The organism is Arthrobacter ramosus (assembly GCF_039535095.1).
GTDB lineage: Bacteria > Actinomycetota > Actinomycetes > Actinomycetales > Micrococcaceae > Arthrobacter > Arthrobacter ramosus.
Window position 1 is genome coordinate 4879841 of record NZ_BAAAWN010000001.1, and the last position, 14810, is coordinate 4894650.

A 14810-nucleotide genomic window follows, 5' to 3' on the forward strand; every position below is an offset into this window, starting at 1 on the left:
TATCAATACAGTATCTATTTGATACTGATAGCTTCAAAGGAACTTAGTTACCTTATGGATACCAAGGATCTGCCGGCAAACATCCTCGACCCTGATTGCCCGTCTCGAGTGATCTTTCAGCGCATCGGCGACAAATGGGCCTCGTTGGTGGTCCAGGTCCTCGCGGACGGCCCTATCCGTTTCTCCGAGCTTCGCAAGATGGTCCACGTGGTGACGCCCAAGGTGCTCACCCAGACTCTTCGCACCCTGGAGCGCGACGGTCTCATCACCCGGACTGTCCACGCGCAGGTGCCCCCGCGCGTCGACTATGAACTGACCGAGCTTGGCGCTTCCCTGCTGGAGCCATTGACCCTTCTGCGTCTCTGGGCGGAGGACCACGTGCCCAGTATTCTCAAGGCCCGCGATGCCTATGACGACGCCCGGGACGAGGCGGTCATAGGGGGCTGACCCTTCGGGCCTTCGCCAACTGACTCGCAGTAAGTGTCGTTTTGAGGGCTCAGAACGACATCTGCGTGGGCCCACGCCGCCAGGGTTCCCTGGCCGAGCTTGCGAGGCGAGGGTGGCGGTGGGGACTAGTTGGGCTGGCTGGTACGGCCAAACCGAGGCGCCCGTCCCGCATGGTTGCGACGGAGTCGGTGAGCGGCAGGAACTCGGTATCGTGGGTGACCATGACGGTCGCCGTCGCGAATTCGTCCGTGACCTGTCGCAGTAGCCGCACGATCGATTCACTGCGCTCGTGATCCAAGGCTGCCGTCGGCTCGTCGACAAGCAGCACCCGAGGCTGGCCCATGAGCGCCCTCGCGATGTTCACGCGCTGCCGCTGTCCTCCGGAGAGCTGGTGTGGTCGCTTGTTGAGCGACGTCCCGAGCCCGACGACGTCGAGCAGTTCCGTAGCGCGCTTGCGTGCCCTAACAGCGGGCTTCCCCCGGAGGTGGTCGCCGAGGATCAGCTGCTCGACGGCGGTCAGTGAAGGCAGGAGATTGGGTTGCTGGAAGATGATGCCGACTTTTTCCCGGCGCAGGGAAGTGAGTTCGGTGTCCTTGAGTCCGGTGGCATCCATGCCGTCGATGAGGACGAGCCCGGAACTCGGCCGGACCAATGTTGCTGCCACGGCCAGAAGCGAGGACTTCCCTGAGCCGGACGGGCCTACGAGGGAAAAGAATTCGCCGGCGTCCACGCGGAGATCCACGGCGTCCAGGGCCTTGAGGGTGGAGTCTCCGTCGGGGTACTCCAGGGTGACGTTGACCAGGTTGAGGACGGGATTCATTGATATGCCTTTCGTGGAATATTAGGTGTTCGGAAATGGCCTAGTTGCCGCCGAGGGCGATCAGCGGATCCACTCGGGTGATGCTGCGTACGGCAACCGCTGCACCGCCAAGGCCGAGAATCACGATCCCGGCAATCGGGACGAGCGTTGTCAGCGGAGTTACCAGGAACGGTGCCGCCCTGGCAGCGAAGAAGCCGCCCAGCACGCCAAGGCCCCCACCCAGTCCCGCGCCGGCGAGCAGGACGATTCCCGCTTGGACCAGTGCGTCCCGCACCACATGGCCGGAGGAGGCACCCATGGCCTTGAGCACGGCGATGTCGCGTGTGCGCTGAACAGTCCAGACGGTCAGGAAGGCCACGATGACAAGCGCCGAGATGCCGTAGAGGAAAGCCTGCATCAGCATCAGGGAGCCGTTTTCGCTCTTGTAGGAGCCGAGGGCCTGGAACGAGCCGCTGGGGGTGGCACTAACAGTGCCCGCCACCGCATTGGCGGCGTCGAGGTCCACGGAGGTACCGGCGTCGTACGTCACCGCGAGAACCGTCCCGATGGATTCCCCGGAAGGAATATGTGCCAGCTTCTGCCATGTAGCCAGGGAGGTCCACACGACTCCGGTGTGCGAATACCACTCGTCCCGGGTAACCGCGGAAACCGTCAGGATGGTACCGCCCGCGGTCACCCGGCTCCCGGTACTCAGCGAGAGTTCCTTCGCCAAGGACTCCCCGACCACCACCTCGCCCTCCTTGACCGCCACCGGCGAGATGCCGCCGTCGGTCCCGAAGACCGCGACGTTGGCAGTGCCCGCGGCATTGTTGGAGGAATCGAGGGACTGGAACCGCGTCTGGCTGATACCCACGGCTTCGGCAGAAACAACACCCGGCCGGTTCCGCCACGCTTGGAGCTGTTTGGTGGAGACCTCCGATTCCGTATAAGACGCCTTGGCCTCGCCCCCGGCGGGCGCGCCGAAGGCGATTTGCTGCGCCGGAAGGGCTGCAATGGCCGACGTCGACTGGTTGCCGAGGCCCGCGGTCAGCCCGGAGAGCATGACGAGAAGGAGTGTGATGAGGGCGACGACGCTTCCCATGAGGGCGAAGCGGCCCTTGGCGAAGCGGATGTCGCGCACGGCGAGAAACATGGAATTCCTTTGGTTCGGAGGCGATCTTCTGGTCCTGCTTCAACTCTCAGGGCAGGGGGCGCGTACAACATCGGGAAGTGGATGGACTCATCCGATCGCCTTGGTTGACCCGCGGATCAACCGTTTGGTTGATTGGGCCCGAATACCGCGGAATCGGGGCAAAAGTGTCGGCGGACGAGGCTACGCTGGAGGGCATGCAGGGAGACGATTCGCCGCAAGCCACGCAGCAGCCCAGTGGCTCCGCCGTGATTTTGCGTGTCCTGCGCGTCAGCCTGCACGTCGGTTTCGCGGTGCTTTTGTTCGTGGCAGTCGTCAGGCTTGCGGCCGCGGGACTTTCCCCTTTTGCCACCGGGTCCGGCCTCGGCCTTGCGCTGCTACTGGCTGCCGTCTACCTCGTGGGGACGGTTCTCGAGAAAAGACGCGCCGGCAATCCCGAGCGCTTCGATCCGAAGCCTTACGCGCGCTGGTGGCTCGCCGTCGTTGGTTTCCTGTGGCTGCTGCTCATGCTCATCAGTCCGGATTTCGCTTGGATAGCTTTCCCGTTGTTCTTCCTGCAACTGCATATCTTGCCGCGGCGCTTGGCCCTCCCCGCCATAGCTGCCAGCACCGCACTGCTGATCGCGGCCATGTGGTTCCATAACCGTGGTGCCGGGGCGGATGCCTTTCAACTTGCCATGGTCCTCGGTCCTGTTTTCGGGGCGGCCTTCGCGGTTGTCACCGGCCTGGCGTATCGGGCGCTCTACGTCGAGGCAGAGAACCAGCGCCTCGCCGCTGAGGAATTGCGCCGCACCCGGGCCGAGCTGGCACGCAGCCAGCACGACGCCGGTGTGCTGGCTGAGCGCGAAAGACTTGCCCGCGAGATCCACGACACTCTGGCGCAGGGATTCTCGAGCATCGTCCTGATGGGGCGCTCGGCGGAGAAAGCCCTCGACGCCGGTGACAACGCCGCGGCCCGCGACCGACTCAGGACGGTCCGGGAGACAGCTGCCGGTAACCTTGCTGAGGCCCGCAATTTTGTCCGCGGACTCGGGTCACCGGAGTTGGACGAGTCCACCTTGGCTGACACTTTGCGGCGCCTCTGCGCCAAGACCGAGACCGAGGCCGCCGCCCGCGGAGCCACGTTGCACTGCCGATTCGAGCTCCAGGGCACGCCGGTGGCGCTTCCCAACCCTTACCAGACCACTTTGTTGCGCGCGGCTCAGTCTTCCTTGGCGAACGTGTGGGCGCATGCCCAGGCGAGCACCGCCGTCGTCACCTTGTCCTTCCTGGACGGCGAGGTGACCATGGACGTGTTCGACGACGGTGCTGGCTTCGATCCCGCAGCGGCCGCGGCCGCGGATACCCGCGGTGACGGAACCGGCGTCGGGCTCAAGAGCCTGCGCGAGCGCCTTACAGCACTGGATGGAACCCTCGACGTCGAGTCGGCTCCCGGTGAGGGGACTGTGATGGCAATCCGGCTGCCGCTGGGTACTGGCAACCCGGCTTTGGAGGCATCCCCATGACCGACAACATCAGGGTTTTGCTGGTTGACGATCATCCCGTGGTCCGCGCGGGGCTCCGCGCCATGCTTGCCGACTTCGAAGGCGTCCAAGTGGTGGCGGAAGCGGGCGACGGCGGCGCCGCGTTGGCAGAACTTTCGAAGCTCCATACGCTCGGCGAGCCCGTGGACGTGGTCCTCATGGATCTGCAAATGGGCTCGGGGATGGACGGCGTCACCGCCACGGGCAAGATCAAGGCCGGTGAAGCCGGGACTCCCCCGCCGCCGGTCCTGATCCTGACCACGTACGACAACGACGCCGACATCCTCGCCGCAGTAGAAGCCGGTGCCAGCGGATACATGCTCAAAGACGCGCCACCCGAGCAAATCCGACAGGCCGTGGTGTCTGCCGCAGCGGGTCAGACGGCCCTTGCACCCGAGGTTGCCGCCCGGCTCATGGGACGGATCCGCAATCCAGTGCACGCCCTGAGTGCACGTGAAGTCCAACTCGTGGAGCTCCTTGCCACTGGCATGAGCAACCGTGCGATGGCGAAGCAACTCTTCATTTCCGAGGCCACAGTCAAGACCCATTTAGTGCACATTTACGGCAAGCTGGGCGTCGACAACCGGACGGCGGCCATCGCAGCGGCAACCCAGCGCAGGATCATCCGGAGCCAATAGGGATTCGCGCGTAACCGAGCGCCTGAACCATCACAAAAGCGCAACGTGCTGCGCTTTGGATCATTCCTGTCGCTCCAAGAAGGCATAATGGCGCAAATGGGGAAAACCAAGAATCTTGTCCTGGGGCTTGCCGCCCTGATGATTGCCGGCTCGCTGACCGCTTGTGATGACGGCCGCTCGGGGGCGGAGGGCGCGGCCAAGCAGCTCGCGTCGTCCCTGGCAGCGCTTGACGTCGGATCGCTCGCCGTCGACGGCAAAGACGCCGCAGCGGCGAACGAGCAGCTCAAGGCCGTGTTTGCGGCCCTCGATCCGGCCAAGCCTTCCGTTGAAAGCGGCCCTGTGAAGCTCGACGGCGACAAAGCGTCGGTCCCGCTCAACTTCACGTGGAAGATCGGAACCGCGGAGTGGAAATACACCTCCCAGGCCGCACTGAAGAAATCCGGCGACAAATGGGCCGTCCAATGGACCACGACACTCCTGGAGCCGGACCTGAAGGACGGCGAAGTCCTCGACAAGACCGTCAACTCGCCCTCCAGAGCCGATATCCTCGGAGCGGGGGACGCCAAATTGGTCAGCTACCGTCCGGTGGTTCACGTGGGAATCGACAAGACAACGATCGGATCGGCTGATCCTGCAGCTTCTGCGGCGAAGCTCGCACAACTGGTCGGCGTGGACGAAGCCGCGTATGTGAAACAGGTCCAGGCGTCCGGCCCGCAGGCATTCGTCAGCGCCATCACCCTGCGCGAGGACGGAAACCGGACGGTGACGGACCAGCAGATTGCGGCGATTCCGGGCGCCCGTGCCATCCACGATTTTCTGCCCTTGGCACCGACCCGCGCCTTCGCCCGGGCCGTGTTGGGTACCGCGGCTGAGGCAAGCGCCGAACAGATCCAAAAGGCCGGGGGTGCCCTTAAGGTGGGAGACACCGTCGGAACCGGCGGCCTGCAGGAACAATATGACGCCCAGCTCCGAGGCCAGGACGGGGTCTCCATCAAGACCCGGCCGCAAGGCATGACCGACGACCAGATCAAGGCAGCAAATCCGGATCCCCGCCGAGTGCTTTTTGCCGTCAATGCGAAGCCCGGCGATCCGTTGAAGACCACCCTGGATCCGCGCTTGCAGCAGCTCGCCGAAGACACCTTGGCGGGCGTCGGCCCGGCCTCGGCCATTGTGGCGCTGCGCCCCTCCACCGGCGCCGTCCTCGCAGCGGCCTCCGGCCCTGGAAGCAACGGCTACAACACGGCAATGCTGGGCCAGTACGCTCCGGGTTCCACGTTCAAGATCGTTGATTCCCTCGCCTTGATCCGCAATGGAATGACGCCCGATTCCAAGGTGGAATGCACGCCAACAATTACGGTCGACGGCCGGACCTTCAAGAACGCCGAAGGTTATCCGGTGTCGTCCCTCGGCTCTGTTGCTTTGCGGGACGCTTTTGCGCATTCGTGCAACACTGCCTTCATCAGTTCCCGGGACAAGGTCAGCCAGGTCCAGCTCGAATCTGCGGCAACTTCATTGGGATTGGCGGTCCAAGCCCCGAAGCTGGGGGCCGACGCGTTCCTGGGCTCCGTGCCGGGAAATGCTGACGGCACCGAGCACGCAGCTTCGATGATCGGCCAGGGCAAAGTGCTGCTTTCCCCGCTCGCCGCGGCCATTATGGCCGCCTCGGTGGCCCACGGCGCGCCCGTGTCGCCGCAGCTCGTCCTGAACCCCGGCGCAGTCTCACCCTCCGCGGGTGCCACCCCGACGGCGTCCGGCGCGCCGTCGTCGTCGGCGTCCCCCGCCGCGCCAGTGTCTCCCGCCCCGCCGGCGTCCGACAAGCCGGTTACGCCGGCGGAGGCAGCCGCGCTTAGCGACATGATGAGGGCCGTGGTGACCTCCGGCCACGCCGGTTTCCTCGCGTCGGTGCCGGGGGCGCCTGTGGGCGCGAAGACCGGGACGGCCGAATTCGGAAACGACAACCCGCCCAAGACGCACGCCTGGATCGTTGCAGTGCACGGAGACCTGGCGGTGGCAGTGTTCGTGGAAGACGGTGGGCTCGGTGCGACAACCAGCGGCCCTCTGCTCAAATCGTTCCTCACCGCGGCAGGCTGAGCCGGCCGCAGACCGCTGGTGTTTGTTCTCTGGATGGACGTATTCTCAGGCTGTCACGCCGCGCCTTCTGCTGGAAGGTAACGCTAGAGAGCAACAGCAACGAGGGGAACCCATGTCGACGCCGCAGCAAGGATTTCAGTCCGCTTACCCACCACCGTCCGATCAACGCCCTGTGAGCATGGGTCAGTTGCAGTGGTACATCGAGGGCATGAGGCACGCGCGCCTGGCGGCTGTGTTCGGCGTGATCGGAATCTTCTCATTGGGCGTTGTTTTCGGACCCTTGGCCATTATGCAGGCGAAGAAAGCCGAGGGATTCGGGGTAGCGGCTCAGGAAGGAAAGATCCTCGGTTGGGTCGGGATCGGCCTGTTCATCTTATGGGTCCTGTTTTTCGTTGCCTACATTGTCCTGTTCGCAGCGATCATCGCGAACTTGCCACACACCCCGTACCCGGGCCGCACCGGCCCGTAACGGAACATTCCTGACCGCGGCAGGCTGAGCTGCACAGTCCCTCTGGACACGACTTCCCGGCGGGTGCACAATTAATTCAACGCTTGTTGAATTAGTTGCAACGGTGGGAGTGGCCATGGACCAGCCTGAAAGCACGACATGCGTCATCGCGGGCGGGGGCCCGGCGGGGGTGATGCTCGGACTCCTTCTGGCCCGGTCCGGCGTCGACGTCACCGTCCTCGAAAAGCATGCCGACTTCCTGCGCGATTTCCGCGGCGACACGGTTCACCCGTCCACCATCCGACTCTTGGATGAGCTTGGGCTGGGCGAGGGATTCCGGGCTTTGCCCCAAAGCAAGCTCGGCAATTTCAAACTCCCCGCGGGCGGCAAGGAAGTGACCCTGGTCGACTTCGATCGCCTCAAGCCGCCCTACGATTACGTAGCCATGGTTCCGCAATGGGACCTGCTGAATTTCCTGGTGGACGCCGCACAGCAAGAGCCGCAGTTCACGCTCCGGATGAACACTGAGGCCACCGATCTGCTGTACGACGACGGCGGGAAGGTCGCCGGGGTGGCGTACCGCAGCCGGGACGCGGCGTCCGGAGAGGAAACCGGGACGGGGGAGCTTCGCGCGACGTTGACGGTGGCGTGCGACGGCCGCAGCTCGGTGCTCCGGCAGAAGGCAGGACTGGTCCCCCGCGAGTTTCCCGTGCCGTTCGACACTTGGTGGTTCAGGCTCTCCCGGCGCGCGGACGAACAGGGACAGTTGGCCTCGATCATGCCCCGCTTCTCCGGCACCGATGTGCTCCTTAGCCTGACCCGCAAGGACTTCTACCAGATCGCCTACATCGCGGAGAAGGGCAAGGACCCGCAAATGCGCGCCGAAGGGGTGGAGAGTTTCCGTGCACGTGTGGCCCGCATCCGCCCGGATCTGGCGGACCGCGTGGACGAAATCAGGTCCATGGACGATCTCCATTTGCTCGATGTGAAGCTCAACCGGATCAAGCCATGGCACAAACCGGGCCTCCTCCTCATCGGAGACGCCGCCCACGCGATGTCTCCAGCAGGCGGTGTGGGGATCAACCTGGCTATCCAGGACGCCGTTGCCGCGGCCCAGCGCATCGCCCGCCCGTTGCTTCAGGGCACGCTTGGCGAGGCAGATCTCGCTTCGGTGCAGAAGCGGCGCTGGTTCCCCACCGTGGTGATCCAGAGTATGCAGCTCCTCATCCAAAAAGCGGTCTTCGGCCCCGCAGTGAGAGGCCAGTTGGTGGGCCCGCCGGGTCCGGTGGTCTTTATCTCCCGCCACGTACCCGGTTTCGGGAAACTTCCAGCCCTCATGATCGCCTTCGGGCCGCGGCCGGAGCACGCCCCGGACTTTGCGCGCCGGAAGCCCACCGTGAACCGGAAACCGGCGTGAACAGGGGTCGCCGCCCGGGACAAGTGAGCAGCCGGGACGAGGTTCTCCGTGCGGCCCGTGAACAGTTCAGTCGCAAAGGATATGACGCCGCAACAGTCCGGGCCATCGCGGCCGAGGCGGGCGTGGATCCATCCATGATCAACCATCATTTCGGCACGAAGGAACAGCTGTTCATGGCTGCGCTCGAGTCACCCGTGGACCCCAAGGACCACGTATCGGCTGTTCTGAGCGGGCCGAGGGAGGACGTTGGGGAGAGGCTGGTGACGCGCTTCCTGACCGTGTGGGACTCGCCCGCTGGGGCAGCCGGCGTCGCGGTCCTGCGGACGGCGATGCAACACGAGTGGAGTGCCGCGCTGGTCCGCGAGTTCATCCTGAACCGCGCCATCAATCCGCTTCTGGCTGGCCTTGGGGTGCCCGCGGAAGAGGCATCGTGGCGCGGAAACCTGGTGGGATCGCAGCTTTCCGGACTCATCCTGACCCGTTACCTGATCAAACTGGAGCCGATCGCTTCGGCGCCGCACGCGGTCGTAGTTCAGGCGCTGGGGCCGACAATCCAGCGGTATCTCACCGGCGCGGTAAGCGGCGAACTGTCGGCCTGAGTGGGCGGCTGAGGAGTCCCCCGCGGTCCGTGGGAAGATTGGGCAGTGGCCCATATTGACGTTTCAGGCATCGACTACTTCCTCTCCGACGGCACCCAGCTGCTCAACGGTGTGACTTTCAAGGTCCCGGACGGCAGCAAAACGGCCCTGATCGGGCCCAACGGAACGGGAAAGACCACCCTGTTCAAGATCATCGCCGGCGATCTCACGCCTGACGAAGGCGTAGTGGGCCGTTCCGGCACCATGGGCATCATGCGGCAATTCGTCGGGCAGGTCCGCGATGAATCCACCGTGCGCGACCTGCTGGTTTCCGCCGCGCCGCCGGCCCTCGCCGCGGCTGCCAAGGCGGTCGAGGACGCCGAGCTAGCCATGATGGAGCACGACGACGAGCCAACCCAGATGCGGTACGCCCAAGCGATCGTGGACTGGGGAGACGCCGGAGGGTACGACGTTGAGACCGTCTGGGACGAGGTCTGCATGGCCGCGCTCGGCATCCCCTTTGACCGCGCACAGCACCGCCCGGCGTCGAGCCTTTCGGGCGGCGAGCAGAAGCGGCTGGTGCTTGAGGCACTGTTCTCCGGACCGGATCAGCTGCTGCTCCTCGACGAACCGGACAACTATCTCGATGTTCCGGGAAAGCGTTGGCTCGAAAGCAAGCTCAACGAATCCAAGAAGACGGTCTTCTTCATCAGCCACGACCGCGAGCTGCTCAACAACGCCGCGGGGCGCATCGTGACGCTTGAACCCGGCATCAACGGTGCCGGCGCCTGGGTGCACGGCGGCGGATTCGGTACCTATGTGGACGCGCGTATCGACCGCAACGCGCGATTCGAGGAACTGCGCAAGCGCTGGGACGAGGAGCACCTGAAGCTCAAGGAACTCGTCATCATGTACAAGACCAAGGCTGCATTCCGCTCGGACATGGCCAACAAGTACCAGGCCGCGCAGACGCGGCTCGCCAAGTTCCTGGAGGCCGGACCGCCCGAAGCCCTGCCGCTGGAGCAGAACGTGCACATGCGCCTCAAGGGAGGCCGCACGGCCAAACGCGCCGTGGTGGCTGAAAAGCTTGAACTCACGGGCCTGATGAAGCCGTTCTCCACCGAGATCTGGTTCGGGGACCGCGTGGGCGTGCTCGGTTCCAATGGCTCGGGCAAGAGCCACTTCCTGCGGCTCCTCGCTGCCGGCGGCACCGACCCGGAGCGCGAGCATTTGCCCGTTTCGGACGTCGAAATCGCTGAAGTTCCGCACGAGGGCACCGTCAAACTGGGTGCCAGGATCCGTCCCGGATTCTTCGCGCAGACCCATTCCCGTCCGGATCTCCTGGGCCGGACGCTCCTGGACATCCTGCACCGCGGTGACGAACACCGTTCCGGGCTGGGCCGCGAGGCCGCTTCCGGCGCGCTCGACTCCTACGGGCTGGTGGGTTCGGCCGAGCAGAAGTACGAGTCGCTCTCCGGGGGACAGCAGGCGCGCTTCCAGATCCTGTTGCTCCAGCTGTCGGGTGCCACGCTTCTGCTCCTGGACGAGCCCACGGATAACCTGGACCTGCACTCGGGCGAGGCCTTGGAGCGTGCCATCGACGCGTTCGAAGGCACCGTCCTGGCCGTCACGCACGATCGCTGGTTCGCGAGGTCCTTCGACCGTTTCCTCGTCTTCGGATCCGACGGCAAAGTCTACGAGTCCGCCGAGCCCGTCTGGGACGAGTCCCGGGTAGAGCGGGCCCGCTGACTTCCAGCCGGCTCCGGCCGCCGAGCCCGGAAACCCTCGCTCACCTTTTTAGTGAGCGAGGGTCGGCCTGAAACGCCTCAAAAGAGAGCGAGCGTCTGAGCCGTTCGGCCGGACGGGTGATAGTGGCCTGCACGCGAAGTAAATGGAATGCACAGGCTGTGGCCCTGGTTGCAGCCATGGACGCGGTAGATGTCATTGTGACGGACCGGAAACCAAGCACTGAAGAACGCACCCTACTTGAAAATCTCTCCGTGGAAGTTGTGATCGTATGACCACCAGCACCCGAACCGCTCCGAACGTCAAAGCCGCTGCAATCGCCACTTTCCTGGTCTTCGGCATGAACGGGCTGGTTTTTGCCAGCTGGGCTGCCCGGATACCCGCCGTCACCCAAACCCTGCACCTGACGTCCGGACAGATGGGCACCCTCCTGCTGTGCACCGCCGTCGGGTCCCTTGTGGCGCTGCCCTCCGCGGGATGGGTTGTGGGCAGGATCGGTACGGCCAATACCGTTCGCGCTGCCGGGCTGCTGGCCGCCTCGGCCGGAGCGGCTATTGCCTTCTCCTTGATGGCCGGTTCCGTGGCCGCCACCGCGCTGGCGCTGTTTTTCTTCGGTGTGGGGGTCGGTCTGTGGGATGTGTCGCAGAATATCGAAGGGGCCGACGTCGAACACCGGCTCGGGCGCACCATCATGCCGCAGTTCCACGCCGCTTTTAGCGGGGGCGCCTTTGTGGGTGCGCTGATTGGTGCGTGGCTTTCCGAGATCGGCGTTGGACTTCCGGGGCACTTGCTCGTCATTGCCGGCGTCGTGGTTGTTCTCGCGTTGACGGCGCCGCGTTACTTCATGCCCCACGAAACCACAGGAACAACGCCCGACGGCGGCGCGCCCGCTGTCAAGGGTCCGTCGGCCTGGCGGGACTCCCGCACCCTCTTGATCGGCGTGGTGGTGCTCGGAGCGACCCTCACGGAAGGCGCCGGAAACGACTGGATCGCCAAGGCCTCGGTGGATGGCTTGAATACTTCCGAATCGACTGGAGCTCTTTTGTTTGCGCTCTTCGTGGCGGCGATGACCTTGATGCGTTTCCTTGGCGGCCGCGCGATCGACAGGTTCGGACGTGTAGCCGTGCTACGGGTCAGCATGGCCGCCGCAGCAGTGGGCCTGGCTCTCTTCGTTTTCGCGGGCAACCTCATCCTTGCCGGCGTGGGTGCGGCCCTTTGGGGTATAGGCGCAGCCTTGGCCTTCCCCATGGGCATGTCCGCTGCTGCTGATGATCCGAAACACGCAGCCGCACGCGTCTCGGTGGTTTCGACAATCGGCTATGTGGCGTTTCTAGCCGGCCCGCCGCTTCTGGGATACCTGGGCGATCACACCGGCATTCACCTGGCCCTGCTTGCCATCGGGGCGCCGATCCTGATTGCCCTGTGGCTGGCCAGCGCCGCGAAACCCCTGCCGAAAAGCAACTGACTCGCAGTCGTTGTCGTTATGAAGGCTCAGAACGACAACAACTGCGAGTGAGTTGGGTGGTTACGGCGCTGAGGTGGCGGGTGCCGAAGGAACAGCGCTCGGCGAGGCCCCGTTGGTGGGAGCGCCGCTCTGCCGGTTCCGGCCTTGGCCGCCCTGGCCGTTGAAGTTCTGGAACTGGCCGCGGCCGGGACGGGCCTGGCCGGCGTCCATGAGCTTGGTGACGCCGACGCCTGCGAAGAAGCCCACTGCGACCAGCAGCACGGCAAGGAGGATCTGCGTCAGGCGGCCCATCTTGAAGCGCTTCTTGGGCACGAACGGCTCCGGCGTCTGGGGTTGGCCCCAACCCTGCCCGGTGGGTTCCTGGCCGGTGGCTTGCAGGACCGCGGTCGGCTGTCCGGCGTGGGGCTGTTGGGTGTAGGGCGGCTGGGGCTCCGGCTGGTTCATGGGACCGGGCTCCGGTGCTGAATAGGACATTTTTGGATCTCCTGTTGGCTGTTTCTTTTAGTTGCTGGAGGTGGAACTGTGGGCGGTTATTCGTACCGCAGGGCGTCGATCGGCCGTAGCTTCGCCGCCTTGTTGGCCGGGTAGATTCCGAAAACCAGGCCGATCGCCGCGGATACCAGGAACGACAGCCACACGGTCCACCACTGGACTTCGGGTTGCGTTCCCAGCAAGGGAAAGGCGCTTCCGATGTAGCCCGCGGCAATTCCCAGCACTCCGCCGATCAGCGAAATGATGAGCGATTCGATCAGGAACTGGCTCACGATGCTGCCCCGCGAGGCTCCGATCGCCTTGCGGATGCCGATTTCGCGTGTACGTTCGGTGACCGTGACGAGCATGATGTTCATGACGCCGATTCCGCCCACCAGGAGCGAAATGCCGGCCACGGCGCCCAAGAGGATGGTCAGTGTGGCCGTGGTGGTGGTGGCCGTCGTGAGGATCTGCGCCTGGTTCCGCACTTGATAGTCACGGTTGGCGGAGGTGACGTTGTGCCTGGCATCGAGGATCATCTGAACCTCGTTCTGGGCCTGGTTCATCACGTCCGCTGACTTCGCCTGGACAGTGATGGAGGCGAGCGACGGCGAGTATCCGGTGAACTTGTCCTGGGCCGCACTGTAGGGGATCACCACAATGTCGTCTGGATCGTTGAGACCCGAGGACCCCTTTTGGGCCAGGACGCCGGAGACCACGAAGTTCTGGCCGTTGAGGGCGATCGTCTGCCCCACAGCCGAGGCCACCGAACTGCCCACCAGATCCTGCGCCACGGTATTGCCGATCACCGCCACTGCGGTGCCGCTGCTGGCGTCACCGTCGCTGAAGTAGGACCCCGCCGCGAGCGTGTCGTTCGAAATGGAAAAGTACGACGGCGTGGTCCCCACGAACGTTGCGACCGCGTGGGTTGCGTCCTGGTAAGTACCCGTGACGTTCTGTGCCGTGACCACCGGCGCCGTCGCGGCGACGTCGGGGGCCATGACGGGATCTGTCAGCGCGGCCATGTCCTGGAGCGTGAGGTTGGTGCCGCGGGACCGCGGACCGGTGACCGCTTGTCCGCCGCCTGCGGCGCGGCCGCCCGCCGTCGTCTGGCGGCTCACGGTGAGAACGTTGGTTCCCAGCTTGCCGATCTGGGCCTTGATGGCGTTTGAAGTTCCGGCGCCCACGGCCAGCAGGATGATGACGGATGCGATGCCGATCAAGATGCCCAGGGTGGTGAGGATGGAGCGCATCTTGTTGGCCATCACCCCGGTCAGGGCGAAGCGAACGGATTCGGCGATCATCATGCCGGCACCGCCGTCGCTACGGGGTGCGCGTTAACGGCGCGGATCCGGTGGTCCTCAATGATGTGCCCGTCCTGGAACCGCACAACGCGGTTGGCCCGCGCCGCGACGTCGGCCTCGTGGGTGATCATCACAATGGTCCGGCCGTTGGCGTGCAACGACTCGAAGAGATCCAGGATTTCATGCGAGGACTTGGTGTCCAAGGCACCCGTAGGCTCGTCGGCCAACAGCAGCACGGGGTTGGTCACGAGTGCCCGGGCGATGGCAACACGCTGCTGCTGTCCACCGGAGAGCTGTGACGGCTTGTGGTCGGCCCGCTCCGCCAAACCCACTGAATCGAGCACTTCCAAGGCCCGCTCGCGCCGTTCCTTGCGGTGCACTTTTGCGTAGGCGAGCGGCATGGAGACGTTGTCCACGGCCCGCGTGCGCGGTATCAGGTTGAAGTTCTGGAAGACGAAGCCGATTTTCCGGTTGCGGATCTGCGCGAGCTGGAATTCGTCCAGGGTCCCGGTATCGATGCCGTCCAGGTGATAAGTCCCCTGGGTGGCGCCGTCGAGGCAGCCGATGATGTTCATCATCGTGGACTTTCCGGAGCCCGAGGCGCCGATGATGGCCACGAAGTCGCCTCGGTCAATCGAGATGCTGACGGAATCAAGAGCCCGTACTTCGGCCTCGCCTTTGCCATAGATCTTGCTCACGGAATCCAGTTGGATGACAGCGTCGTTCACGGCTG

At 64.6% G+C, this 14810-nt stretch carries 14 protein-coding genes; 9 read left to right on the top strand and 5 right to left on the bottom strand.

Features of this window, described 5'->3' with window-relative positions:
- The first annotated feature begins 54 nt into the window (after positions 1-54).
- Positions 55-447: a winged helix-turn-helix transcriptional regulator gene (locus ABD742_RS22515; protein ID WP_234752942.1), complete on the top strand. Its 393-nt coding sequence runs from the start codon at positions 55-57 to the stop codon at positions 445-447.
- A gap of 49 nt (positions 448-496) precedes the next feature.
- On the opposite strand, the gene ABD742_RS22520 is transcribed toward ABD742_RS22515, so the two are convergent.
- Together ABD742_RS22520 and ABD742_RS22525 are read right to left on the bottom strand one after the other, a co-directional pair.
- A complete protein-coding gene (locus ABD742_RS22520) occupies positions 497-1267 on the bottom strand; it encodes an ABC transporter ATP-binding protein (RefSeq protein ID WP_234752941.1) in 771 nt (256 codons plus the stop codon).
- Positions 1268-1307: 40 nt separating this feature from the next.
- Positions 1308-2399 carry an ABC transporter permease gene (locus tag ABD742_RS22525; protein WP_234752939.1) on the bottom strand — a complete coding sequence of 364 codons (1092 nt, stop codon included), beginning with the start codon at positions 2397-2399 and terminating at the stop codon, positions 1308-1310.
- A gap of 194 nt (positions 2400-2593) precedes the next feature.
- Here ABD742_RS22525 and ABD742_RS22530 point away from each other — a divergent pair, with 194 nt between their 5' ends.
- From ABD742_RS22530 to ABD742_RS22565, 8 genes are all read left to right on the top strand, one after another.
- Complete coding sequence (locus tag ABD742_RS22530; protein WP_234752937.1) at positions 2594-3901, top strand: sensor histidine kinase; 1308 nt, start codon at positions 2594-2596, stop codon at positions 3899-3901.
- Complete coding sequence (locus ABD742_RS22535) at positions 3898-4557, top strand: response regulator (RefSeq protein WP_234752935.1); 660 nt, start codon at positions 3898-3900, stop codon at positions 4555-4557. The genes ABD742_RS22530 and ABD742_RS22535 overlap by 4 nt, the downstream gene beginning before the upstream one ends.
- Positions 4558-4653: 96 nt before the next feature.
- On the top strand, positions 4654-6648 hold the full coding sequence (locus ABD742_RS22540; RefSeq protein ID WP_234752934.1) for a penicillin-binding transpeptidase domain-containing protein: 1995 nt from the start codon (positions 4654-4656) through the stop codon (positions 6646-6648).
- Between the two features lie 178 nt (positions 6649-6826).
- Complete coding sequence (locus tag ABD742_RS22545) at positions 6827-7117, top strand: hypothetical protein (protein ID WP_234752932.1); 291 nt, start codon at positions 6827-6829, stop codon at positions 7115-7117.
- Positions 7118-7232: 115 nt separating this feature from the next.
- Positions 7233-8513, top strand: coding sequence for an FAD-dependent oxidoreductase (locus ABD742_RS22550; RefSeq protein WP_234752931.1), 1281 nt, complete (start codon positions 7233-7235; stop codon positions 8511-8513).
- Positions 8510-9112 carry a TetR/AcrR family transcriptional regulator gene (locus tag ABD742_RS22555; RefSeq protein ID WP_344789107.1) on the top strand — a complete coding sequence of 201 codons (603 nt, stop codon included), beginning with the start codon at positions 8510-8512 and terminating at the stop codon, positions 9110-9112. Before ABD742_RS22550 ends, ABD742_RS22555 begins: the two co-directional genes overlap by 4 nt.
- A 45-nt stretch (positions 9113-9157) precedes the next feature.
- Positions 9158-10840 carry an ABC-F family ATP-binding cassette domain-containing protein gene (locus ABD742_RS22560; RefSeq protein ID WP_234752927.1) on the top strand — a complete coding sequence of 561 codons (1683 nt, stop codon included), beginning with the start codon at positions 9158-9160 and terminating at the stop codon, positions 10838-10840.
- A 268-nt stretch (positions 10841-11108) separates the two neighbouring features.
- Entirely contained in the window at positions 11109-12302 is a 1194-nt protein-coding gene (locus tag ABD742_RS22565) for an MFS transporter (RefSeq protein WP_234752926.1), read from the top strand.
- 60 nt (positions 12303-12362) lie between these two features.
- Here ABD742_RS22565 and ABD742_RS22570 read toward each other — a convergent pair whose 3' ends face one another.
- From ABD742_RS22570 to ABD742_RS22580, 3 genes are read right to left on the bottom strand one after another with little or no spacing between them, the layout of a single operon-like run.
- Positions 12363-12776, bottom strand: coding sequence for a hypothetical protein (locus ABD742_RS22570; protein WP_234752924.1), 414 nt, complete (start codon positions 12774-12776; stop codon positions 12363-12365).
- A gap of 56 nt (positions 12777-12832) precedes the next feature.
- The gene (locus tag ABD742_RS22575) at positions 12833-14080 is read right to left on the bottom strand and encodes an ABC transporter permease (protein ID WP_234752921.1); all 1248 of its coding nucleotides are present in this window, start codon (positions 14078-14080) and stop codon (positions 12833-12835) included.
- Positions 14077-14805: an ABC transporter ATP-binding protein gene (locus ABD742_RS22580; protein WP_234752919.1), complete on the bottom strand. Its 729-nt coding sequence runs from the start codon at positions 14803-14805 to the stop codon at positions 14077-14079. Before ABD742_RS22580 ends, ABD742_RS22575 begins: the two co-directional genes overlap by 4 nt.
- Positions 14806-14810 lie beyond the last annotated feature (5 nt).